Genomic DNA, 22,415 nt, shown 5'->3' on the forward strand with positions numbered 1-22,415 from the left:
AGCCGATGAATCCATCCATGTCACGCGATACGCCAGCTATCGAGATGCGCAACGTATCGTGCCGTTTCATTTCTCCCGACGGCAAGGCGACGATCGCGTTGCGCGACTTCAGCATGTCGGTGGCGCGCGGCGAATTCGTCGCGATTGTCGGCCCGACGGGTTGCGGCAAGTCGACCACGCTCAGCATGATCACCGGCTTGCTGAAGCCCACCACCGGCGAAGTGCGCGTGATGGGCGCGCCGGTCGACGGCATCGATCCGCGCATCGGCTTCGTGTTTCAGGCGGACGCCGTGTTCCCGTGGCGCTCGGTGCTCGACAACGTGGCGGCCGGTCCGCTGTATCGCGGTCGTTCGAAATCCGCCGCGTACGACGAAGCCAATGAATGGCTGCGCCGCGTGGGCCTCGACAAGTTTGGCAAGCACTACCCGCATCAACTCTCCGGCGGCATGAGAAAGCGCGTGGCGCTCGCGCAAACCTTCATCAACAGGCCCGAAATCCTGCTGATGGACGAGCCCTTCTCGGCGCTCGACATGCAAACCCGCACGCTGATGCAGGACGAGTTGCTGCAACTGTGGGCCGGCGCCGGCTCGGTGGTGTTCGTCACGCACGATCTGGAGGAAGCGATTGCGCTCGCCGACCGCGTGTTCGTGCTGACCGCGCGCCCCGCCACGCTGAAGAAAGTGTATGAAATCGATCTGCCGCGTCCGCGCGTCACGTCGGAGGTCCGCTACGACCCACGCTTTATCGAAATCTCGCGCGACATCTGGCATGACCTGCGCGAAGAAGTGCAGATCGGTTAATCAAGGAACGGCAAACATGTCTACGACTACCTCTGAACAGATGATGCCTTCGGGCATCGACGCCGCGTCGCTCGCTCATGTCGAACGCGTCGCGCAAAAACGCATCCGGCAGCGCCATGCACTGGTGATTTCGCTGCGCATCGTCGTGCTGGTGGTGGTGCTCGGCGGCTGGGAGTTGTCCGCGCGCCTGAAGTGGATCGACCCGTTCTTCTTCTCGATGCCGAGCGCGATCTTCGATCAGATCGTCGACTGGTTCGTGAACGGCACTTCGCAAGGGCCGCTGCTGACGCAGGTATGGGTGACGCTCGAGGAAACCGCGCTCGGTTTCCTTATCGGCTCGGTGGCGGGCGTGTTCTGCGGCATCGTGCTTGGCCGCAACAAGCTGCTCTCCGACGTGTTCAGCCTCTACATCAAGATCGCCAACTCGATTCCGCGCGTGGTGCTCGGCTCGGTGTTCGTGATCGCGCTGGGTCTGGGGATGGCGTCGAAAGTGGCGCTTGCCGTGGTGATGGTGTTCTTCGTCGTGTTCGCCAACGCGTTCCAGGGCGTGCGTGAAGCGGACCGGTTCATGATCGCCAATGCGCAGATTCTCGGTGCGTCGCGCCGCCAGGTGACGACGTCGGTGGTGATTCCGTCGGCGTTGAGCTGGATTCTTGCGAGCTTGCATGTGAGCTTCGGCTTCGCTCTCGTCGGCGCGGTGGTGGGCGAATTTCTCGGCTCGAAGCAGGGCATCGGCCTGTTGATCTCCACCGCGCAAGGCGCGTTCAACGCAAGCGGCGTGTTCGCGGCGATGATCGTGCTGGCGGTGGTCGCACTCGCCGCGGATTATCTGTTGACCGCCGTCGAACATCGCTTGTTGAAGTGGCGGCCGGCCGCGGTTTGAGCGATCGGTTTCAGGTTTGAGCCCGCGTGGAACGCGGGCGTTGTGAGCGAATGCCGTTCGGTCTCTGACTGAACGGCATTTTTGTTTTTGCAGCGTGGAAGGCGGCGATTGAAAACAGCACGCGAGGACGCAGCAGCTTGTCGCGTGCCTCTGCCCTGCCATCACAAGATGCCGCTGGTTTGTCTCAAATCCAGCAACAAAGATTACCTGAGTCGGTGGTTACTCCGTCGAAGTCGCAAACCTACAATGCACTCACTGGTTACGAACAACACCGTTCGTAACGCGACAAAGACCCGAACTGGAGGTAGTTCATCATGAAATCGCTCATTCAAGCTGTTGTTATCGCCGCTGCACTGGCCGCTCCCGTTGCCTCGTTTGCACAGTCCAACCAGCCCGTGACCCGCGCGCAAGTGCGCGCCGAACTGATTCAACTCGAAAAGGCCGGTTATCAACCGGGCCGCGACGACCCGCACTACCCGGCTGACATTCAGGCCGCGCAAGCTCGCGTCGATGCGCAAAACGGCACCGCACAGCCGGCGCAAAGCGGTTACGGTGGTGTGGCAGGCGGCTCGTCGCAAGTGGGCCGCGCGGCTGCCGCCAATGGACAGAAGTCGATTTACTTCGGGCAATAAGCGCTAGCTCTTGCGCCAGGCGAGCGCTAATGAAACGCGCGCTTTGACTCAAACGAACTGGCCCGCGACCGAGCATGGCGATCGCGGGCCAGCGGTTTATTCGATACCTCCGTCATCGGGCTCCCGGTGACTTCGCCTGGATCTCCACGGTCCAGGCGCTTTTTCGCGGCGCATCTTTGGCGATGCCCGCCTGCGTGTCTCCGTGATGCACTGTGTAATGAACCGCTCAGTCGCGTGCGACCAGACCGCCCACTTCGCCACGGCCGGTGACAAGACAGCTCGACAGGAAATTTTCCCCCTGACTGCTGGCGCCGACGTCACCGAAGCCTTTTTTCAACGCGTTAGCCTTGACCATCTCCGCGCCCTGGTGACAGGTTATCGTTCCCGTCTCGCCCGCTTGCGCGCGCATCAATGCCCTATCCGCCAGCAGATAGCCCAGCAGCAACACCACGGCAATATTGAAAGCCTGTCTCATGTCCGCCTCCTCTGTCGAAGAGACTAACGCGAACCACCGATGCACGGTGTTAGGGGTTTCCCGATCGATCGCCTTTCAATGATGCAGATTAAATCAAGTGAGATTGCGGCGCGATTGGGCTGGCGTTGTCGGCGGCTTAGGCGACCATCCAGCCAAGATTCATTTTTCAACGAGTAGCCGGGTGCACATCGTATCGGTGTTTCCGCACCGGGCTAGCTACATCTTCATGTCGCCACGTTCAGAGCCGCGCTTCGATCCGTCTGATGCGCTGCTCGATCGAGTTCCGCACCAGCGCGTTCGAAGGCACCATGAACAGCGACGACGCGATGATCTGATACACCCGATTGCGTCGCACTTTCGAGACCTTCTGCGGATCGAGCCAGGCGTCGTTATCCACCAGCAACAGCAGCGTCTCCAGACCGATCAGAATCGGCCACAAGCAGGCGAGCCGCAAACGCACGGAGAACGCGGGAATCGCCAGCGTGTAGTCCAGCGCGTCACGAAAATGATCGAGCGTCTTGCGCAGCAGTTCGACCAGCAGCGGACGCGCGCGTATGGAGTTGCCCGGCAGCAGCAGATCTTGCGCGCTCAGCCCGTGGCGAACCAGCAGCGTCTCGGGAAGATAACAGCGGCCGATCCGCAAGTCCTTGCCGCAATCGCGCAGCACGTTGGTCATCTGCAACGCCTTGCCGAAACGCACGCCGCGGCGCGCCATCGTCTCGGGCCGTTCCTTCAGCGTACCGGGCATGTGCGCATAAGTCATCGTGGTCCAGAATTCGCCGACGCAACCCGCCACCAGATACGTATAGCGATCCAGTTCGTCGTATTCGCGCAGCGCGGCGATCCGGCCGGAACGTTCGTCGGGGAAGGTGCGAAGATCGAATTCCATGCCTTCGGTCAGCGTCGATACGATCTCACGCACCGCCTTGCGATCGGGCTCGCTGAGTTGCGACAAGACTTCGAGCGCGGGTCCGAGCGATTCGAGCAGCACCTTTTCATCCGACTGCGCCTGCTGGCCCGCCACTTCCGCGGCCATGCGCCGGATCAGCGCGCCGTCGTCGGCTGCGCCGTTCACCTGGTCGCGCAACGACAGCAGCAGCGCAAGGCGCTGTTCCGGCGAAATGAGCGACGTGTCGGCGATCGTATCGGCCGCGCGCGCCAACAGATACGCGAGGCCGATCGGGTCGCGCATGCCGGCGGGCAGCACGCGCAGCGTAAGGTAGAAGGAGCGTGAAACGCCTTTCAGGAGCGGACCGAGAAGGAAGGCCCGGGTCGGATTCGGCATGAGTGGGATCAGGTCAGTAGGGGCAAAAATCAGGCGCTGCCGAATTGTATACGGCGAAGCGCTTTCGCCGCGCGGCAGCGGATTGACGCTGACCCGCGCCAACTTTGTTGCGAGCACTTCTGCTTAAGTGCCTTTTTCTACCCCAGTAGACCGTTCTCTTTCAGAACCAGCGGCTGCCACTTCGTGTTCCCTGAAACGCAAGCCGATCACCGATCACGCCGGCGCATGCACTACGCCGCGCCACCCGCGACCGCGTAAATCACCGCGGGATCGCGCCGCGCCGCATCGTACATCGCCTCGACGAGCGCGGCCCGATGCGTCAACACCGCGCGCTGATTGATCGAGCCTTTGTCGGTGATCTCGCCGAGATCGAGCGACGGCGCGATGTCCATGAGCCGCAGGCGCGCGATCGTGGTCGCGCCGCCGGTCGCGCCGCGATTGAGCGTCGCCAGTAAAGCCGCGAAATGCGCCCGCACCGCCGGCGCTTCCACCACTTCGCGCGCGCTCGCCGATTCGGGCAGTCCCGCTAGACGCCGGCAATCGGCGAGTCGCGGAAACACCAGCAAGCCCACGTCGTCGCGATTCATGCCGGCGACCACCACGTCTTGCACATAGGGCGCGCCCTCGGAAATCACACGCGCCCGCATGGGACCGACGCTCACGAAGGTGCCCGAACTCAGCTTGAAATCCTCGGCAATGCGTCCGTCGAACAGCAAGCCGAGTTCCGGCCGCTCGACATCGACAAAGCGCAACGCGTCGCCGCTGCAAAAGTAGCCTTCCTCGTCGAATGCGTTGTCCGACTCGCCGGCGTTCGCGCGCCAGTAGCCGGCCATCACGTGCGGGCCGCGATAGCGCGCTTCGAGTTTGTCGCCGACCGGCGCAAGCTTGACCTCGCAGCCAGGCGCGGGCAAGCCGACATAGCCGGCGCGCATGATCGGCCCCGTGGTGAACAGGCATGACGGCGACGTTTCGGTCATGCCGAGTCCCGCCATGATGCGAATGCGCTCGCCGCAGTATTTTTCCGTGACCCGCTCCAGCCGGTCCCACGCGGCTTGCGAGAGGCCGGCGCCCGCAAAGAAATACACCTTCACGCGCGAGAAAAACGTCTCACGCAATTGCGCGTCGTGCTCCAGCGCGATCGCCAGTTCTTCCCAACCCTTCGGCACATTGAAGTAGATGGTCGGTGCGATTTCGCGCAGATTGCGCAACGTTTGCTCGAACTTGCCGTTGACGGGTTTGCCGTCGTCGATATAGATCGTGCCGCCGTTGTAGAGCGCGATGCCGGCGTTATGGCTGCCGCCGAAGGTGTGGTTCCAGGGCAGCCAGTCGACCAGAACCGGCGCTTCCCGCGCGAACTCGGGAAAGGTTTCGAGCAGCATCTGCTGGTTGCTGCACAGCATGCGGTGCGTGGTCGGCACGGCCTTGGGCAGTTTGGTCGAGCCCGACGTGAAGAGAAATTTGGCGATGGTGTCGGGGCTCACCGTTGCGTGAACCGAGTCGACGGTGGTGGGCGTCGTGTTCAGCAGGTCGTCGAACGACGTCACGCTATGCGCCGCGCGCGCCTCGCGTGGTCCGTTGACCGATACGACTTCGACGTCGGCAGGCACCACCGCCGCGATGGCCCTGGCGAACACATCATAGTCGCTGACGAGAACGAGTCCCGGCGTGAGCAGATCGATCGTATGACGCAGTTTGCCGAAGTCGCCCGAAGCCAGCGCATAGGCCGGCGAAATCGCCGCATACGGAATGCCGGCCCACATTGCGCCCAGCGCCAGTTGCAGATGCTCGAGATCGTTGCCGGAGAGAATCGCGACCGGCCGCTCGACGGAAAGATTGCGGGCCAGCAGAGCCTGCCCGATAGCGCGAGCGCTTTGCAACGCCTTCGCATAGCTCACGCCGATCCATTCGCCGTCGATACCGCGGCGTGCCGCCAGCCAGCGTTCGGGATGCGCTTGCGCACCGCTCGCGAGCCGGTCTGTCATGCGCCGCGGATGTTCGCCGAGCGGCTCGGCCGCGCGCAGATACCACGTATCGCCGCGCCGTTGCGCATGCACCGACGAAGTACCGATCGCCGTGGCGCGATAGCGCGTCGGCGTGCCGGGGGCATTCGATTGTTTTGGCTCGGAATGCAAAGCCTGTCTCCTGTTACGCGCCGCCTATGACGGCATCGGGGGGCGCTCTGCGTCATGCGGCGGAGCCACCTTCTCCATGCGTTGATACGGCTCTGATTGCAGCGTATCAGCCGCACGCGAATCAGATCGGATAGTGCCGCGGTCCGGTTTGAATCGTGATCCAGCGCAGGTCCGTGAATTCGGCAATCGACGCCTTGCTGCCGAAGCGCCCATAGCCGCTCTTCTTCACGCCGCCGAACGGCATCTGCGCTTCGTCGTGCACGGTCGGTCCGTTGATATGGCAAATGCCCGATTCGATGCGCTTGGCCACGTTCAACGCGCGCGACACATCGCGGCTGAATACCGCTGCCGACAAACCGTATTCGCTGTCGTTGGCGACGCGAATCGCTTCATCGTCGCCGTCGACACGCTGCACCGTGACCACGGGACCGAAGGATTCCTCGGCGTATAGCTTCATCGCGGGCGTTATACCGTCGACTATCGCAGGCTGCATCACCGCGCCCTCCACATGACAACCGACCGGCAGCCTTGCGCCCTTCTCATGCGCGTCCTTGACCAGCGCCTCGATGCGCCCCGCCGCAGCCGCGCTTTCGAGCACGCCAAGCACGGAATCCGCCGCAGCGGGATCGCCCGCTCTCAAAGTGCGCGCCTTGGCCGCGAGCTTTTCCACTAACGCATCGGCGATCTTCCGGTCGACAATCACGCGCTCAGTGGACATGCAGATTTGCCCCTGGTTGAAGAACGCGCCGAACGCAATGCCGGCGACGGCCGCATCGAGATCCGCATCGTCGAGCACGACAACCGGCGCCTTGCCGCCGAGTTCGAGCAAAGCCGGCTTCAAATGCTGCGCGGCATGTTGCGCGACGATGCGCCCCACCCGCGTCGAGCCGGTGAAGTTGACGCGCCGTACCGCCGGATGCGCAATCAGCCGCTCGACGATCGCCGGTGCGTCTTCGGCGGAATGCGTGATGACGTTCACCACGCCCTCGCCCAGGCCCGCTTCCTGCAACACGCCGCCAATCAGCCGATGCACGCCCGGACAGCCTTCCGACGCCTTCAGCACGACTGTATTGCCGCACGCGAGCGGCATGGCGATCGCGCGCGTGCCGAGAATCACCGGCGCATTCCACGGCGCCATGCCGAGCACCACGCCGCACGGCTGACGCACCGCCATCGCGAGACTGCCGGGCACGTCCGAGGGAATCACGTCGCCGTCGATCTGCGTGGTCATGGCGGCGGCTTCGCGCAGCATGTTGGCGGCCAGCATCACATTGAAGCCGTACCAGTTCGGCATCGCGCCGGTTTCGGCGACGCCGGTTTCGATGAATTGCGCGGTGCGCGCATCCATCAGATCGGCGGCGGCCAACAGACGCTTGCGGCGCTCCGTCGGCGCGAGCGCCGACCATGCCGGGAATGCCCGCGCGGCTGCGGCGACTGCCGCGTCGGCATCGGCGAGCGTTGCCGCGGCCGCGCGCGAGGCAGGCTTGCCGCTCGCGGGATTGATGCGCTCGAACGTCTTGCCGTCCGACGCGCCGCGGCTCTCGCCGCCGATCAATAACGTCACTTCATGCATGTTGCTCGTCTCCTCGCTTGTCTTTTCTCGCGCGCATCCGCGCGCGCTCGATCAGCGCTTGTAGGTTTGCAAACCCGGCTTGATCGCCTTGTCGTCGAGGAACTGCTTCAGGCCCTGCTCGCGGCCGCCTTCAGGATCGCGATGCTGCGCCTGATCGAGCTTGGCGTACAGGTAGTCTTCGTTCTGATCCCACGTGAGTTCGCGGCAACGCTTGAAGCCGTTCTTGGCCGCGCGCAGCACCACCGGATTCTTTTCGAGCAGCTTGCCGGCGAGAACGCGCGTGGCTTCGCGCAGTTCGGCACGCGGCACGCTCTTGTTGACGAGGCCCATCTGCGCCGCTTCCTGGCCCGTGAATGTTTCACCCGTCATGATGTAGTACAACGCCTGACGATGCCCGACGGTGTCGGCCATCGCCTTGCTCACCAGATTGCCCGGCGGAATGCCCCAGTTGATTTCGGAGAGGCCGAACACGGCTTCGTCGGCGGCAATCGCGAGATCGCACGCCACCAGCGGCGAGAAGCCGCCGCCGAAACACCAGCCGTTGACCATCGCGATGGTCGGCTTCGCGTACATGCGCAGCAACTGCCATTGCCAGCGGCATGCATCGCGGCGAATCTTTTCCTGCAGGATTTCCGGGCCGGCGTCGACTTCGCGGAAATACTCCTTCAGGTCCATGCCGGCGGTCCATGCGTCGCCCTCGCCCGTCAGCACCAGAACTTGCGCTTCCGCGTCGAGTTCGACCGCTTCCAGAACCTCGATCATTTCCTTGTTGAGCGTCGGGCTCATCGCGTTGCGTTTCTCGGGACGATTGAGCGACACCCACGCGATTCCCTCAGCGACATCGACCTTGACGGTTTTCCAGCGACCTTCGTAACCCATCTGTTTTCTCCATGAACGTTGACCGCCGCAGCGGCCCGATGAGCTTATTTAATATCAGGCTGCCTGATATGTAAAGCGGAAAATCGGCGGCTCGGTGCAAACCCCTAGCGGCGGAATCGGCGGCGAGGCGCGCTAAGATGCGGCATAGACCGAATCTCCTGACGACAATGAGCAAAAAACAGAATTCGCCCGCGGAGCCCGCTGTCACCCGCACTCGCCGACCCAGCCTGCGACTCGCCTATGTGATCGGCAGTCTCGACCGCATCCTGCGGCGGCGCATGACCGAAGCGCTCGCGCCGCTCGGTCTGACGCTCGCGCAGTTCACCGCGCTGTCCGTACTCGAGGCAAAGGGCCAGGCGTCCAATGCGCAAGTGGCCGAACGCTCGTTCATCACGCCGCAATCCGCCAATGAAGTCATGAACGCGATGGCGAGCCGCAACTGGGTGAGCCGCGAGCCGGACCCGACCCACGGCCGCATCGTGCTGCTGCGATTGACGGACGAAGGACGCGCCGTGCTGCGCGAATGCGAGCAGGCCGTCAAGACAATCGAGAAGCAGATGATGGCGGGCATCGAACTCGAAGCGGCCGGCGCCCTGCAAACCCACCTCGAAACTTTCGTTCGTAATCTACGCGGTTAAATTAACCGCGCCGCCAGATCGCTAGGTGTTTTCACCGAACGATTTGCGCTTGTGTTATCAGCCTACCTGATATTAAATCCACTCCACGATGCAGCGTTTGGAGACGCGCCGCATCGCCTCGAAACAATCGGACAGCCACGCGGGCATCGACTCGATGCGTTGCGCGCTGCGGTGTTCGCTGCGCGGCGTATCGGTGTGCACAACGGGTATGCCGACGCGCACGCCATCGCGAGTTCGACAGTGAACTGAATCCCGCTTCGCCGAAGCCGCCTGAGATCCAGGCGAACTTCGACGCGGGCAAACGCACCGCTCATGCCTCTATCGGGCAAGCAAGACGGCGCTCAAGTGCAGCCGTCCTTCAATGAACCCGGAAAACCACGCATCTTGATAAGGATCGCTAACGTGAAAAGAGCCGGAACACTACCTTCGACCAACGGCGCCGCCGCCCCCGCCGCATCCAGCCGGACGAGCGCCCTGGTCACGCTCGGATTGTGCTTTGCCGTCGCGCTGCTTGAAGGGCTCGACCTGCAATCGGTCGGCGTCGCGGCGCCGCGCATGGCGCGCGAGTTCGGTCTGTCGGTCGGACAGATGGGGCTTGCGTTCAGCGCCGGCACTTTCGGTTTGCTGCCCGGCGCGATGTTCGGCGGACGGCTCGCGGATCGCATCGGCCGCAAACGCGTGCTGGTGATTTCCGCGTGCCTGTTCGGCCTGCTCTCGATCATGACCGCGCTGGTGAGCGACTTCCACATGCTGGTGATCGTGCGCGTGTTGACGGGCATCGGCCTCGGCGGTGCGTTGCCGAACCTGATCGCGTTGTCGTCGGAAGCGGTCGAGCCGCGCTCGCGCAGCACCGCGGTCAGCGTGATGTATTGCGGCATTCCGTTCGGCGGCGTGATCGCCTCGGTGATCGGCCTGATGAGCGCGGGCGATGCCGAGTGGCGTCACATCTTCTATGTCGGCGGTGCGGGCCCGCTGTTGCTGGTGCCGTTGCTGCTAGTGTTTCTCGCGGATTCCAAGGCGTTCACGATGGCCTCGCACGACGGACACGCGAAGCCCGCGCCGGTCGGCGAAGTTCTGTTCGGCGGCACGCGTGGTTTGTCCACCGTGCAGATCTGGATCAGCTACTTCTGCACGCTGATCGTCCTTTACTTCCTCCTCAACTGGCTGCCCTCGCTGATGGCGGCGAGCGGTTTGACGCGCGCACAGGTCGGCTACGTGCAGATCTTCTTCAACGTCGGCGGCGGGATCGGCGCGTTGTGCATCGGCATGTTGATGGATCGCATGTGCGCGGGCGCCGTGGTGGCGGGCATGTATGTCGGCATCATCGCGTCGCTCACCGCGCTCTCGATGGCGCCCGGCTTCGGCGCGCTCGCGGCCTCCGCCTTCTTCGCCGGCATGTTCGTGATCGGCGGGCAATCGGTGCTGTACGCGCTGTCCGCGGCGTTCTATCCGACGGCGATGCGCGGCACCGGCGTCGGCGCGGCGGTCGCGGTGGGCCGCATCGGCTCGGTGGTCGGCCCGCTCGCCGCGGGTCAATTACTGGCGATGGGCCGCAGTTCGTCGACGGTGATCGGCGCGAGCATTCCCGTCACGCTGATCGCGGCGGCGGCCGCGCTGCTGTTGCTGCGCCGCCCGCGCGCCGACTGAGCGGCCGCGCAAGCCGGCGCAAGCCGGCGCAACGATCAACGACAACAACACAAATTCAATCAACGGTTTGGAGACACCCCTCATGCAAGCATCCGCACGTCTTCTTCTTTGCGGCGCGTTGTGCGCCGTCAGCGGCGCCGCAACGGCCCAATCGAGCGTGACGCTCTACGGCATCATCGACACGGGCATCGAATACGTCTCGCACGCGAACGCCGCGGGCAAGAGCGTTTTCCGCATGCCCGGCATCACCGGCGAATTCCCGTCGCGCTGGGGACTGCGCGGCAACGAAGATCTGGGCGGCGGCTACAGCGCGGTATTCACGCTGGAAAGCGGCTTCAACGTGCGCGGCGGCGATCTCGGCCAGGGCGGCAGACTGTTCGGCCGCCAGGCGTTCGTCGGCATCAAGAGTCCGTATGGCACGCTTTCGTTCGGCCGCCAATACACGATGACGTACCTCGCCTTGATGGGCGCGGACCTGATCGGCCCCGACATCTACGGCCTCGGCTCGCTCGACGCCTACGTGCCGAACGCCCGCGCCGACAACTCGGTGGTCTACATGGGCAACTATGCGGGCGTGACGTTCGGCGCGAACTATTCGTTCGGCCGCGACTCGGCGGGCACCGGCAATTCGCCGGGACAAGGCACCTGCACCGGTTCTGTCGCGGGTCATGCAACCGAATGCCGCGAATGGTCCGTGATGCTGAAGTACGACGCGCCGCTGTTCGGCGTCGCGGCCTCGTATGAAGAGCAGCGCGGCGGCAGCACCGCGGCGGCGAATTTCTTCGACGGCGTGACGCCGGCCCGCATCGTCAACGCGGCCGACAAGGACATCCGCACCCACGTCAGCGCCTACGCGAACATCGGCAAAGCGAAGCTCGGCGCCGGCTGGCTCAATCGACGCGTGGAGCCGTCGGCGGGCACGGTCGCGAGCGTGCGCTCGAATCTGTTTTTCGTCGGCGCGTCGTACTTCGTGACGCCGGCTTTCATCGTCGACGGCGAGGTCTATCGCATCGTCAACACCCAGCACGACACGCGCGCCACGATGGGCACCTTGCGCACCACCTATCTGCTCTCGAAGCGCACCGCCGTCTACGCGCAAGCCTCGTATCTCGCCAACAGCGCGAAGGCGCGCTACTCCGTCAGCTCGGGCGGCGGCGGCACGACGCCCACCGCGGGCACCGGCCAGACCGGCGCGATGATCGGCGTCCGGCACTCGTTCTAGGAGACATCGCATGAAGCACACAGCCATTGCGCTCGCCGCAGCCGCGGCACTCACGCTCGCCGCGTGCGGCGGCAACGATACCGGCGGCGCCGGCAATTCCAGCACCAACGCCAACGCGCTGCCGCAACTGAGCGCGGCCACGCCGGGCACCTTGGCGGGCAATTGCACGACGCTCGGCGCGAAGCTCGCGTTCACCAACACGGTCTTTACGTCCGTAACGGACGTGGCGGCGGGCACGCTCAGCGTGGCCGGCAAACCGATCGCCGAACACTGCCTGATTCAAGGCAACATGAACCAGCGCGTGAGCAGCGTGGACGGCAAGACCTATGCGATCGGCTTCGAGATGCGCCTGCCGCTTGCATGGAACGGGCGCTTCTTCTACCAGGCCAATGGCGGGCTGGACGGCAACATCGTCACCGCCAAGGGAGAGATCGGCGGCGGCGGTCCGACCAACGACGCGCTCAACATGGGCTTCGCGGTGATCAGTTCGGACGCCGGGCACAGCGCGTCGCAGAATCCGCTGTTCGGCCTCGATCCGCAAGCGCGTCTCGACTATGGTTACAACGCGGTCGCCACGCTCACGCCGATGGCCAAGCAGGTGATCCGGCTGGCCTATGGCAAGGCGCCCGATCGCAGTTACTTCGACGGTTGCTCGAACGGCGGCCGTCATGCCCTGGTCGCGGCGGCGCGTTCGTCGGCGGAATACGACGGGATCATTGCCGGCGACCCAGGTTTCCATTTGCCGAAAGCGGCCATCGGCGAAATGTGGGGCGCGCAGCAACTGGCGAAAGTGGCGACCGCGACGACAGCAAGCGGCTTACCCGACATCACGACAGGCTTTACCGCCACGGAACGCCAGATGGTCGCGTCGAAGATACTGGCGAAATGCGACGCGCTGGATGGCGCGAGCGACGGCCTCATCCAGGACATCAAGGCATGCCAGGCCAATTTCAGCCTCGCCAATGACGTCCCGACCTGCGCAAGCAACGCACGCGACGGAACCTGTCTGACGAGCGCGCAGAAAGACGCGATCGGCAACGTGTTCTCGGGCGCGCGCAACAGCGCGGGCACCGCTTTGTACGCGAGCTTTCCGTACGATGCGGGTCTCGGCCAGGGCTGGTCGGCGTGGAAGCAGTCGAACTCCATCACGCTCGATCCGGCCGCGGCGGCCTTCACGTTCACCACGCCGCCGCAGAGTGTCTCGGTGTTGAGCCAACTGTCCGCCTACGCGCTCAACTTCAGCATGGACACCGACGCGCCGAAGATCTTCGCCACCAGCGGCGTCTACGGCGAATCGTCGTGGTCGTTCATGACGCCGCCCGACGAGACCAACCTCGGCGCACTGAAGCAACGCGGCGCGAAGCTGATGGTCTATCACGGCACGAGCGACCCGGTGTTTTCATCGAACGACACCACCGACTGGTATCAGCGGCTCATGACGGCCAACGGCGGCGACGCGTCGAACTTCGCGCGCCTTTACACGATCGCCGGCATGAACCATTGCAGCGGCGGCCCGAGCGCCGATCAGTTCGACATGCTCACGCCGATGATCTCGTGGGTCGAGCAGGGCAAGGCGCCGGACAGCGTGATCGCCACGGCGCGCGACGCGAGCAATGTGACGCCGAACACGGACGTCCCCGCGGATTGGGGCGCGGGACGCACGCGGCCGCTGTGTCCGTATCCGAAGGTGGCCCGCTATCGCGGCGGCGACATCAACGCCGCGAGCAGTTTCGCCTGTAGTTGAGATGAGGTGTCCGCGAGCGCGGATGAACACGCAAAAACACATCGCTCGCGCATGATTTGTAGTTTTGCCTGCGCGGGGAGACTTTCTTTCCCGCGCACTTCCTCAACGCCTTCGCAGCGCCGGGTTTGAAAGCCCGCATTCCTTCGCTATACAGCGCGCCCGCTGCGAATCGTTTGCACCGCGCGCCACGCCCATTGCCCACTCACAGCCAGCTCACAGCCCGTTCACGGCGAAGCCCGCAGCCGGTCGAACCATTCCCACGCCAGCCCGCTCCGGTCACGCGCGATCTCCGACAAGGCGGGAACAGCGATTGCTGACTCGTGTTCATTTGAGCGATCGACGGCTCCCCCCCGAGCCGCAGCCTCGCCGCCCTTTGAACGACACCGCGCCATGACCATTCACGAATCGCAGACATCTTCCCGCTCCAACGTGGAAACGGGCGTGCCCGGTTTCGACGAGATCCTTGGCGGCGGTCTGGTGAGCGGCGGCGTGTATCTGCTGGAAGGCATGGCCGGCGCGGGCAAGACGATTCTGTCGAGCCAGATCGGTTTTCATCGTGTGAGCCGGGGCGAGAAGGTGCTGTACATGACCTTGATCGCGGAGTCGCATGACAAGCTGCTTGCGCACCTCAAGGGCCTCGCCTTCTTCGACGAGAAAGCGGTCGCGCAGCAAATGCTGTTCATCTCCGGCTATCACGAGTTGATGCAGGACGGTCTCGACGGTTTTCTCAGGCTGATCGCCTCCAGCATCTACGACTATCGCCCGAGCCTCATGATCATCGACGGCTTTCGCAGCGCGCGTGAATTCAGCGAAACCGAACTGGCGCTGTCGAAGTTCATTCACGAGTTGAACGCGCTGGTCGCGGCCATGAATTGCACGACCTTGCTGCTCGCCCCGCTTTCCGGCAACGAGCCGCATCCCGAACACACGCTCGTCGACGGCCAGATCGAACTGAACCGCCATGGCGACGGCATGCGCCGCGCCCGCGAAATCGAAGTGCACAAGATGCGCGCCCGCAATCACCTGATGGGCAGGCACTTCTTTCGCATCGCCGAAAGCGGGCTGCTGATGTTCCCGCGCCTCGAAGCGCAGTGCGCCGCGCAGCCGGGTCCGGTCGATCTGAAAGCGCGCCTGGGTTTCGGCTTGCCGCATCTGGACAGCCTGCTCGGCGGCGGCTTCGCGCAAGGTTCGACCACCACGCTGATGGGACCGTCGGGCGCGGGCAAGACCCTGCTCGGTCTGCAGTTTCTGGCCGCCGGCGTGGCGCGCGACGAACGCTGCGTCTATCTCGGCTTTTACGAAGGACCGCAGCGGCTCATCGGCAAAGCCGAGGCGGTGTCGATCGCGTTGACCGACGCGTACGACGACGGCCGTCTCGTCATTCAATGGCAACCCGCGATCGAGCTTGCGGTCGATGAACTCGCGGCGACCGCGCTCGCCACGGTCAGGAAGATCGGCGCGTCGCGCATCGTGATCGACGGCATGGAAGGTTTCCGCGATTCGGCGTTGCGCACCGAACGCTTCGGGCTGTTTCTCAACGCCCTGCTGCACCAGCTTCGCGAAGCCGCCGTCACCACGCTGGTGACAGAAGAGCTGCCGCTTTACGCCGACCCCGGCCATGCGAGAGGCGTGCGGGTTTCGGCGTTGACCGAAAACCTGGTGCTGTTGCGTTACGCCGAAACCGAGTCGGGGTTGCGGCGCATGATCTCGGTGGTCAAGCAGCGCGAAAGCGCGCACGAGACGTCCCTGCGCGAACTCGTGATTTCGTCGCAGGGCCTCGATGTAGCGGAGTGCGCGCTCAGTCCCGCGAGCGTGTATTCGAGTCCCGGCCTGTCCGCCACGCTACAGCCGCGACGCATGACGTAGCCGCTCATGAAAACCATCCTGGTCGTGGACGACGAGTTCGACATTCTCACGGTCTGGCGACTGCTGCTGGAGCGGCACGGCTACACGGTGCTGACGGCGTCGAATGGCGCCGCCGCGCTCGAACAGATACGCAAGACTCGCCCCGACGTCGTCGTGTCGGACTGCATGATGCCGGTCATGTCAGGGCTGCAACTGTGCGCGGCGCTGTACGAGGACCCGGAACTGCGCGCGATACCGATCATTCTGTGCAGCGCGGCGGCGGACATTCCCGTGCAGCCGAATCCCGTGATCGAATACGCGCGCAAGCCGCTTTCATTCGACACGCTGCTGAACATGCTTCGGCGCATGGCGGTCTGATCCGATCCGTTGCGCTGTCCGCACGGGGTTCGCATTCGAGCCTACGCGGCGCGTCGCGGCGAGCGTTGCGCGTGACGATGCAAGCCGGCGATCACATCGCTCGGCGTCACCATCCCGACGAGTCGCCGCTCGGCGTCCAGCACCGGAATGTGATGATGGCCGTGAGTCGCGAACAGCGGCACGAGTTCGGCGATCGGCGTGTTCACGCTGGCCGCGCGCGGCTCGGCGTGCGCGGTTACCGCGCTTGCCGCGCTTGCCGCGCTTGCCGCGCTTGCCGCGCTTGCCGCGCTTGCCGCTGTCGGCCGCGACATGATGGTGGCGCACGTCAACTGGTTCAGCGCGCGGGTGTAGCCCTGCAATTGCGTTTCGTGCAGCAGCGCTTCGAGATCGTCCGCGTCGATGTCGAGCCATTCGCTGCGTTTGGCGAGCACCGCATCCAGATCGGCCCGTGTGAAACCCGGCGTCAGGGCCGCGCCGGGCTGCGGATTCTGCGCGGGAACGTGCGGATACCGATGCCCCGTCAGCGCATGAAACACGAGCGCCGCGCAGAGCAGCGCGATCGACTGAATCGCAATCGGCTCGAGTACGAAGCGGTAGCCCATTGCATGAATCGCGGGACCGCCCAACACCGCCGTCAACGCAACCGCCCCTGACGGCGGATGCACACAGCGCAGCGCAAACATTGCGCAGATCGCGAGCGACACCGCGAGCGTCGCGGCCGCAACCGGGTTGGCGATCCAGCTCGCACAGGCAACGCCGACCACGGCCGATACCAGATTGCCGCCGATGATCGACCACGGCTGCGCCAGCGGGCTCGCCGGCACGCCGAACAGCAGCACGGCCGATGCGCCCATCGGCGCGACCAGCAGCGGCATCGCCGCGTCCGCGCCGACCAGAAAATACATCGACCCGCCAGTGAACGCGATGCCGAAGAGCGCGCCGACACACGATCGGAAACGCTCCGGCCATTTCGCCGTCACCGGATGCGGCGCGAAGCTCAGCAGCCAGCGCACCGCGGCAGAGGCCAAGTTCTTTTTAGGCACGTTTTTTGTCTCCGTCGTTGGCGGCGGTGGGGCTTCTCGGGCCGCTTTCCGTGTTGTTTTTCGCTGCGTTCCTCGATGCGTTCTTCAGGCGGCCTCTAATTGCCGGAGCAACGCGTCGACGCTGCCCTTCGCATCGCCGAACAGCATCCGCGTGTTGTCCTTGTAAAAGAGCGGATTGTCGACACCCGCGTAACCGGTCGCCATGCTGCGCTTCGACACGACCACCGTGCGCGCCTTCCACACTTCGAGCACCGGCATCCCCGCGATCGGGCTGCCCGGATCTTCGAGCGCGCCGGGGTTGACGATGTCGTTCGCGCCGATCACGAGCACGACGTCCGTGTTGGTGAAGTCCTCGTTGATCTCATCCATTTCGAGCACGATGTCGTACGGCACTTTCGCTTCCGCGAGCAGCACGTTCATGTGGCCCGGCAAGCGCCCCGCCACCGGATGGATGCCGAAGCGCACGCGCACGCCGAGCCCTTCGAGCTTGCGCGTGATGTCGCTGATCGTCGTTTGCGCCTGCGCGACCGCCATGCCGTAGCCCGGCACGATGATCACCTCGGACGCGTCGCGCAGAATCGCGCAGACTTCATCGACGGTGGTCGGCACGACTTCGCCCGCGATATCCGCCGAACTGGTGCCGCTTGCCGCGCCGAAGCCGCCGAGAATCACCGAGATGAAACTGCGGTTCATCGCGCGGCACATGATGTAGCTGAGAATCGCGCCGCTAGAGCCGACCAGCGCGCCGGTCGTGATCAGCAGATCGTTGCTCAGCATGAAGCCGGTGGCGGCCGCCGCCCAGCCGGAATAGCTGTTCAGCATCGAGACGACGACCGGCATATCCGCGCCGCCGATCGCCATCACCAGATGCACGCCGAGCGCGCCGGCCAGCACGATCATTGCGAGCAACGCAACGACGCCGTCGGCACCCGCCGGCACCGCAAGAAAGCGATAGCCGATCGCGATGCACAGCACGAGCACCGCGAGATTCAGCAGATGCCGGCCCGGAATGACGAGCGGCTTGCCGCTCACCGTGCCTTGCAGCTTGAGGAACGCGACGATCGAGCCGGTGAACGTGACCGTGCCGATAAACACGCCGAGGTAGATCTCGATCAGATGGATCGCGCGTTCGGCTCCGCCGAGCTCGCCGGCGGGCATCAGATAATTGGTGACGCCGATCAGCACCGCGGCAAGTCCGACGAAGCTGTGCAGGACCGCGACCAGTTGCGGCATTTGCGTCATCTCGACACGGCGCGCGAGCAATGCGCCGATTGCCGCGCCGATCACGGCTGCGGCGAGCACGACCTCGATGCCCGCGCCTTGCGCGATCAGAAGTGTCGCGACGACCGCGATCAGCATGCCGGCGACGCCGTACAGATTGCCGCGCCGCGCGCTGCTCGGATGACTCAGGCCACGCAGGCTGAGAATGAACAGCGTGCTTGCGCCGAGATACGCGATGTTGCCGATTCCGTTCAGCATGACTTCTCCTTAGTTGCGCTGAAACATCTTCAGCATCCGCTGGGTCACGAGGAACCCGCCGGCGATGTTGATCGTGGCGACCAGCAATGCGATGCCGCCGAGCACGGTGACCAGCGCGTTCGGCGTGCCGAGTTGCAGCAGCGCGCCGATCACGATGATTCCGCTGATCGCGTTGGTCACGCTCATCAGCGGCGTGTGCAACGCGGGCGTCACGTTCCATACCACCTGATAGCCGACGAACACCGCGAGCACGAACACGGTCAGGTGCGCGACGAAGGCGGGCGGCGCGACCGCGCCCAACGCGAGCAGCCCCACGGCGGCGACCGCGAGCAGAATCAGCGACGTAGAGCGCGAGCCGCGAGCCGGTTCCTTCGCATCGGCGGCAATGGCGGCGGCCTTCGCGGGCGCTGGCTTGTGCACCGCGATCGCCGCCTGTTTCGGCGGAGGGGGCGGCCAACTGATTTGCCCTTCGTACACCACGGTCGCGCCGCGCATCACGTCGTCGTTCATGTCGATACGCGCGATGCCGTCTTTTTGCGGCGTCAGATCGGTGAGCAGATGCCGGATGTTGGTGCCGTAAAGCTGACTCGATTGCGTCGCCATCCGGCTCGGCAAGTCGGTGTAGCCGATGATCGTCACGCCGTTGACGGCGGCCACGACGCCCGGCTGCGTCAGTTCGCAATTGCCGCCCTGCTCCGCCGCCATGTCGACGATCACGCTGCCCGGCCGCATGCCCGCCACCATCGCAGCGGTGATCAGCTTCGGCGCCGGCTTGCCGGGAATCAGCGCGGTCGTGATGATGATGTCGACCTCTTTCGCCTGCGCGGCGAACAACACCATTTCCGCCTCGATGAACTTCGCGCTCATCTGCTTCGCGTAGCCGCCCGCGCCGCTGCCCTCTTCCTCGACGTCAAGCTTGAGGAATTCGGCGCCCATGCTTTCGACCTGCTGCTCGACTTCCGGGCGCGTATCGAACGCCCGCACGATCGCGCCGAGGCCGCGCGCGGCGCCGATCGCCGCCAGCCCCGCGACGCCCGCGCCGATCACCATCACCTTCGCCGGCGGCATCTTGCCCGCCGCGGTGATCTGCCCGGTGAAGACGCGGCCGAAGTGCTGCGCCGCCTCGATCACCGCGCGATAGCCGGCCATGTTCGCCATCGAACTCAGCGCGTCGAGCTTCTGCGCACGCGAGATGCGCGGCACGCTGTCCATCGCCATCGCGTTCACGCCGCGCTCGGCGAGTTGTTCGAGCAGCGCCGCGTTCTGCGCGGGCCAGATGAAACTGATCAGCGTGGCGCCCGCTTTGAGCAGCGAGGTTTCGCTGACGCCGAGCGCGGGGTGATATTCCGGTGCGCGCACCTTGATCACGATATCGGCATCGGCCCACAACGCGCGGGGGTCGCTCACGATCTGCGCGCCCGCCGCGCGGTACGCATCGTCATCGAACGACGCGCGCACGCCGGCTTCGGTTTCCACATTCACCGCGAAGCCGAGCTTCAGCAACTGCCCGACCGTTTCGGGCGTCGCGGCCACCCGCCTTTCGCCGTCGCGGATCTCGCGCGGCACGGCAATCGTCATCGGCATGTCAACTCTCCAGCGCGAGCGTGTTCGAGAGGACGCCGATGCCGTCGATCGCTACGTCGACCGTCGCGCCGTCCTTGATCGAGCCCACGCCGATCGACGTGCCGCACGCGATCACGTCGCCCGGCTCCAGCGTCATGTCCTGCGAAATCAGGCTCACCTGTTCGGCGGGCGAAAAGATCATGTCCGCGAGCGGATAGTTCTGCCGCTCGACGCCGTCGAGCGTCGTCACCACGCGCGCCGCGCGCCAGTCGAACTCGCGCTGGATCGCGGGGCCGATGCAGCTAAACGTGTCGAAGCCCTTCGAGCGGCACCACTGCGCGAAATTGACGTCTTCGTTCAGCAGTTCGGCGGCGGTGACATCGTTGATGCAGGTGTAGCCGAAGATGTGGTCGCTCGCCGCTTCGACCGATACGTTGCCGCAACGCTTGCCGATCACGATGGCGAGCTCGCCTTCGTAGGCGATCTTGCCGCCGTATGCAGGCGGCCGCCGGATCGGTTCGCGTTGACCGATCACCGAGGTCGGCGGCTTGATCAGAAAGAGCGGATGCGCGGGCGGCGCCTTGCCGAGTTTCTCGGAGAGCGCATAGAAGTTATTCCACAACGCGACGACCTTGGTCGGCACGCACGGGCTCAGCAGCGTCAGTTCATCGACGCCGTGCACGTGGCCGGTCGATATGGCATCGCCGAACATGTCGCCGGCGTATTCAGTGACGCTTTCCGCATCGAGTATTCCGAAGCGCGTATGGCCATCGGCAAGACGAAAACGTATCCACGCTGTCATCGGATTGTCTCCTGCAATATTGGTGTTGCGATGACGCGACCGGAAAGGTCGCGCCGCAAGGTCTTGTTATGCGTGCGTCGGAACGCCGTGGGCGGTCGCCGCCGACGCGCTCAAATCGCGCCGACGGTGCGCAAATGAGCGATCTGGTCGGCGGTGTAGCCGAGTTCGGCCATCACCTCGTCGGTGTGTTCGCCGAGGAGCGGCGAGCGCGTGACTTCAGTGGGACTGTCCGACAGCTTGATCGGATTGCCGACCGTCAGATACTTGCCGCGCACCGGATGATCGACTTCGACGATCGTGCCGGTCTTGCGCAGCGACGGCTCTTCCGCGATCTCTTTCATGGAGAGAATCGGGCCGCACGGAATGTCGTATTTGTTGAGGATGGCCATCGCCTCGAACTTCGTCTTGGTCATGGTCCAGCGCTCGACCTCGGCGAAAATGTCTTTCAGATGCGGCAGGCGCGCGGCGGGCGTCGCGTAGTTCGGGTCCGTGGTCCATTCTTCACGGCCGATCACGTTGCAGATTTTGGCCCATACAGGGGCCTGCGCGATGAAGTAGATATACGCGTTCGGGTCGGTTTCCCAGCCCTTGCATTTGAGAATCCAGCCAGGCTGACCGCCGCCGGATGCGTTGCCCGCGCGCGGCACCGCTTCGCCGAATATGCCGTTCGGATGTTGCGGGTACTCTTTCATCACGCCGGTGCGTTCCAGCCGCTGCTGGTCGCGCAACTTCACGCGGCACAGATTGAGCACGCCGTCCTGCATCGCGGCCAGCACATGTTGGCCGCGTCCCGTCGATTTGCGTTGATAGAGCGCCGTGACGATGCCGAGCGCGAGATGCAGGCCCGTGCCGCTGTCGCCGATCTGCGCGCCGGTCACCACGGGCGGGCCATCGTCGAAACCGGTTGTCGAGGCCGCGCCGCCGACGCACTGCGCCACGTTCTCGTACACCTTGCAATCTTCATAGGGACCGGGGCCGAAGCCCTTCACCGAGGCGACGATCATGCGCGGATTGAGTTCCTGGATGCGCTCCCAGGTGAAGCCCATCCGGTCGAGCGCGCCGGGTGCGAAATTCTCCACCAGCACGTCGCACGACTGGATCAGTTCCTCGAGAACCAGCTTGCCTTCAGGATGCTTCGTGTCGATCGTGATCGAGCGCTTGTTGTGGTTGAGCATCGTGAAGTAAAGGCTGTCCGCTTCGGGGATGTCACGCAATTGCTCGCGCGTGATGTCGCCCGCTCCCGCCCGCTCGACCTTGATGACGTCGGCGCCGAACCATGCCAGCAACTGCGTGCAGGTCGGGCCCGACTGCACATGCGTGAAGTCGAGGATTCTCACATCCTCCAATGCTTTGCCCATGTCGGGTCTCCCTGAATTAATCGTGGTTGTTCTGGAC

General features: G+C 64.4%; 19 protein-coding genes. 9 read left to right on the top strand and 10 right to left on the bottom strand.

Features of this window, described 5'->3' with window-relative positions; all coding sequences use genetic code 11:
- The first annotated feature begins 5 nt into the window (after positions 1 to 5).
- The 3 genes from BUE39_RS11065 (at position 6) to BUE39_RS11075 (ending at position 2,315) form a co-directional block, all read left to right on the top strand.
- Entirely contained in the window at positions 6 to 800 is a 795-nt protein-coding gene (locus tag BUE39_RS11065; RefSeq protein WP_073428700.1) for an ABC transporter ATP-binding protein, read from the top strand.
- A 40-nt stretch (positions 801 to 840) separates the two neighbouring features.
- A complete protein-coding gene (locus BUE39_RS11070; RefSeq protein WP_073428701.1) occupies positions 841 to 1,683 on the top strand; it encodes an ABC transporter permease in 843 nt (280 codons plus the stop codon).
- A 314-nt stretch (positions 1,684 to 1,997) separates the two neighbouring features.
- Entirely contained in the window at positions 1,998 to 2,315 is a 318-nt protein-coding gene (locus BUE39_RS11075; RefSeq protein ID WP_073428702.1) for a DUF4148 domain-containing protein, read from the top strand.
- A 226-nt stretch (positions 2,316 to 2,541) separates the two neighbouring features.
- Here the strand turns inward: BUE39_RS11075 and BUE39_RS11080 are convergent, their stop codons facing one another.
- The 5 genes from BUE39_RS11080 to BUE39_RS11100 form a co-directional block, all read right to left on the bottom strand.
- A complete protein-coding gene (locus BUE39_RS11080; RefSeq protein ID WP_073428703.1) occupies positions 2,542 to 2,790 on the bottom strand; it encodes a hypothetical protein in 249 nt (82 codons plus the stop codon).
- A gap of 238 nt (positions 2,791 to 3,028) precedes the next feature.
- Entirely contained in the window at positions 3,029 to 4,075 is a 1,047-nt protein-coding gene (locus BUE39_RS11085; RefSeq protein WP_073428817.1) for a phytoene/squalene synthase family protein, read from the bottom strand.
- 230 nt (positions 4,076 to 4,305) lie between these two features.
- The gene (locus tag BUE39_RS11090; RefSeq protein WP_073428704.1) at positions 4,306 to 6,207 is read right to left on the bottom strand and encodes a feruloyl-CoA synthase; all 1,902 of its coding nucleotides are present in this window, start codon (positions 6,205 to 6,207) and stop codon (positions 4,306 to 4,308) included.
- A 121-nt stretch (positions 6,208 to 6,328) separates the two neighbouring features.
- Entirely contained in the window at positions 6,329 to 7,780 is a 1,452-nt protein-coding gene (locus BUE39_RS11095; RefSeq protein ID WP_073428705.1) for an aldehyde dehydrogenase, read from the bottom strand.
- 51 nt (positions 7,781 to 7,831) lie between these two features.
- On the bottom strand, positions 7,832 to 8,659 hold the full coding sequence (locus BUE39_RS11100) for a p-hydroxycinnamoyl CoA hydratase/lyase (protein ID WP_073428706.1): 828 nt from the start codon (positions 8,657 to 8,659) through the stop codon (positions 7,832 to 7,834).
- A 158-nt stretch (positions 8,660 to 8,817) separates the two neighbouring features.
- Between BUE39_RS11100 and BUE39_RS11105 the strand changes: the two genes are divergently transcribed.
- The 6 genes from BUE39_RS11105 (at position 8,818) to BUE39_RS11130 (ending at position 16,133) form a co-directional block, all read left to right on the top strand.
- The gene (locus BUE39_RS11105; RefSeq protein WP_374709801.1) at positions 8,818 to 9,297 is read left to right on the top strand and encodes a MarR family winged helix-turn-helix transcriptional regulator; all 480 of its coding nucleotides are present in this window, start codon (positions 8,818 to 8,820) and stop codon (positions 9,295 to 9,297) included.
- 474 nt (positions 9,298 to 9,771) lie between these two features.
- Positions 9,772 to 10,944, top strand: coding sequence for a 3-(3-hydroxy-phenyl)propionate transporter MhpT (gene mhpT / locus BUE39_RS11110; RefSeq protein WP_235004862.1), 1,173 nt, complete (start codon positions 9,772 to 9,774; stop codon positions 10,942 to 10,944).
- An 82-nt stretch (positions 10,945 to 11,026) separates the two neighbouring features.
- Positions 11,027 to 12,166, top strand: a complete 1,140-nt coding sequence (locus BUE39_RS11115) for a porin (protein ID WP_073428709.1) — start codon at positions 11,027 to 11,029, stop codon at positions 12,164 to 12,166.
- 10 nt (positions 12,167 to 12,176) lie between these two features.
- Complete coding sequence (locus BUE39_RS11120; protein ID WP_073428710.1) at positions 12,177 to 13,910, top strand: tannase/feruloyl esterase family alpha/beta hydrolase; 1,734 nt, start codon at positions 12,177 to 12,179, stop codon at positions 13,908 to 13,910.
- A gap of 390 nt (positions 13,911 to 14,300) precedes the next feature.
- On the top strand, positions 14,301 to 15,776 hold the full coding sequence (locus BUE39_RS11125) for an ATPase domain-containing protein (protein WP_073428711.1): 1,476 nt from the start codon (positions 14,301 to 14,303) through the stop codon (positions 15,774 to 15,776).
- Between the two features lie 6 nt (positions 15,777 to 15,782).
- The gene (locus tag BUE39_RS11130; RefSeq protein ID WP_073428712.1) at positions 15,783 to 16,133 is read left to right on the top strand and encodes a response regulator; all 351 of its coding nucleotides are present in this window, start codon (positions 15,783 to 15,785) and stop codon (positions 16,131 to 16,133) included.
- 41 nt (positions 16,134 to 16,174) lie between these two features.
- On the opposite strand, the gene BUE39_RS11135 is transcribed toward BUE39_RS11130, so the two are convergent.
- From BUE39_RS11135 to frc, 5 genes are all read right to left on the bottom strand, one after another.
- A complete protein-coding gene (locus BUE39_RS11135; protein WP_073428713.1) occupies positions 16,175 to 17,176 on the bottom strand; it encodes an HPP family protein in 1,002 nt (333 codons plus the stop codon).
- A gap of 84 nt (positions 17,177 to 17,260) precedes the next feature.
- On the bottom strand, positions 17,261 to 18,655 hold the full coding sequence (gene pntB, locus BUE39_RS11140; RefSeq protein ID WP_073428714.1) for a Re/Si-specific NAD(P)(+) transhydrogenase subunit beta: 1,395 nt from the start codon (positions 18,653 to 18,655) through the stop codon (positions 17,261 to 17,263).
- A 9-nt stretch (positions 18,656 to 18,664) separates the two neighbouring features.
- A complete protein-coding gene (locus BUE39_RS11145; RefSeq protein WP_073428715.1) occupies positions 18,665 to 20,239 on the bottom strand; it encodes a Re/Si-specific NAD(P)(+) transhydrogenase subunit alpha in 1,575 nt (524 codons plus the stop codon).
- A 1-nt stretch (position 20,240) separates the two neighbouring features.
- On the bottom strand, positions 20,241 to 21,020 hold the full coding sequence (locus BUE39_RS11150) for a fumarylacetoacetate hydrolase family protein (RefSeq protein ID WP_073428716.1): 780 nt from the start codon (positions 21,018 to 21,020) through the stop codon (positions 20,241 to 20,243).
- A gap of 110 nt (positions 21,021 to 21,130) precedes the next feature.
- Positions 21,131 to 22,378, bottom strand: coding sequence for a formyl-CoA transferase (frc, locus tag BUE39_RS11155; RefSeq protein WP_073428717.1), 1,248 nt, complete (start codon positions 22,376 to 22,378; stop codon positions 21,131 to 21,133).
- Positions 22,379 to 22,415 lie beyond the last annotated feature (37 nt).

The organism is Paraburkholderia terricola, assembly GCF_900142195.1.
In the GTDB taxonomy this organism is placed as follows: Bacteria; Pseudomonadota; Gammaproteobacteria; order Burkholderiales; family Burkholderiaceae; genus Paraburkholderia; species Paraburkholderia terricola.

Bases quoted from the DNA above. Each gene is read 5' to 3' on its own strand.
- BUE39_RS11145 (WP_073428715.1), bottom strand. From the start codon at position 20,239: ATGCCGATGACGATTGCCGTGCCGCGCGAGATCCGCGACGGCGAAAGG.
- BUE39_RS11150 (WP_073428716.1), bottom strand. From the start codon at position 21,020: ATGACAGCGTGGATACGTTTTCGTCTTGCCGATGGCCATACGCGCTTC.
- BUE39_RS11120 (WP_073428710.1), top strand. From the start codon at position 12,177: ATGAAGCACACAGCCATTGCGCTCGCCGCAGCCGCGGCACTCACGCTC.
- BUE39_RS11130 (WP_073428712.1), top strand. From the start codon at position 15,783: ATGAAAACCATCCTGGTCGTGGACGACGAGTTCGACATTCTCACGGTC.
- BUE39_RS11115 (WP_073428709.1), top strand. From the start codon at position 11,027: ATGCAAGCATCCGCACGTCTTCTTCTTTGCGGCGCGTTGTGCGCCGTC.
- pntB (WP_073428714.1), bottom strand. From the start codon at position 18,655: ATGCTGAACGGAATCGGCAACATCGCGTATCTCGGCGCAAGCACGCTG.
- BUE39_RS11100 (WP_073428706.1), bottom strand. From the start codon at position 8,659: ATGGGTTACGAAGGTCGCTGGAAAACCGTCAAGGTCGATGTCGCTGAG.
- BUE39_RS11075 (WP_073428702.1), top strand. From the start codon at position 1,998: ATGAAATCGCTCATTCAAGCTGTTGTTATCGCCGCTGCACTGGCCGCT.
- BUE39_RS11095 (WP_073428705.1), bottom strand. From the start codon at position 7,780: ATGCATGAAGTGACGTTATTGATCGGCGGCGAGAGCCGCGGCGCGTCG.
- BUE39_RS11065 (WP_073428700.1), top strand. From the start codon at position 6: ATGAATCCATCCATGTCACGCGATACGCCAGCTATCGAGATGCGCAAC.
- BUE39_RS11070 (WP_073428701.1), top strand. From the start codon at position 841: ATGATGCCTTCGGGCATCGACGCCGCGTCGCTCGCTCATGTCGAACGC.
- frc (WP_073428717.1), bottom strand. From the start codon at position 22,378: ATGGGCAAAGCATTGGAGGATGTGAGAATCCTCGACTTCACGCATGTG.
- BUE39_RS11125 (WP_073428711.1), top strand. From the start codon at position 14,301: ATGACCATTCACGAATCGCAGACATCTTCCCGCTCCAACGTGGAAACG.
- BUE39_RS11080 (WP_073428703.1), bottom strand. From the start codon at position 2,790: ATGAGACAGGCTTTCAATATTGCCGTGGTGTTGCTGCTGGGCTATCTG.
- BUE39_RS11085 (WP_073428817.1), bottom strand. From the start codon at position 4,075: ATGCCGAATCCGACCCGGGCCTTCCTTCTCGGTCCGCTCCTGAAAGGC.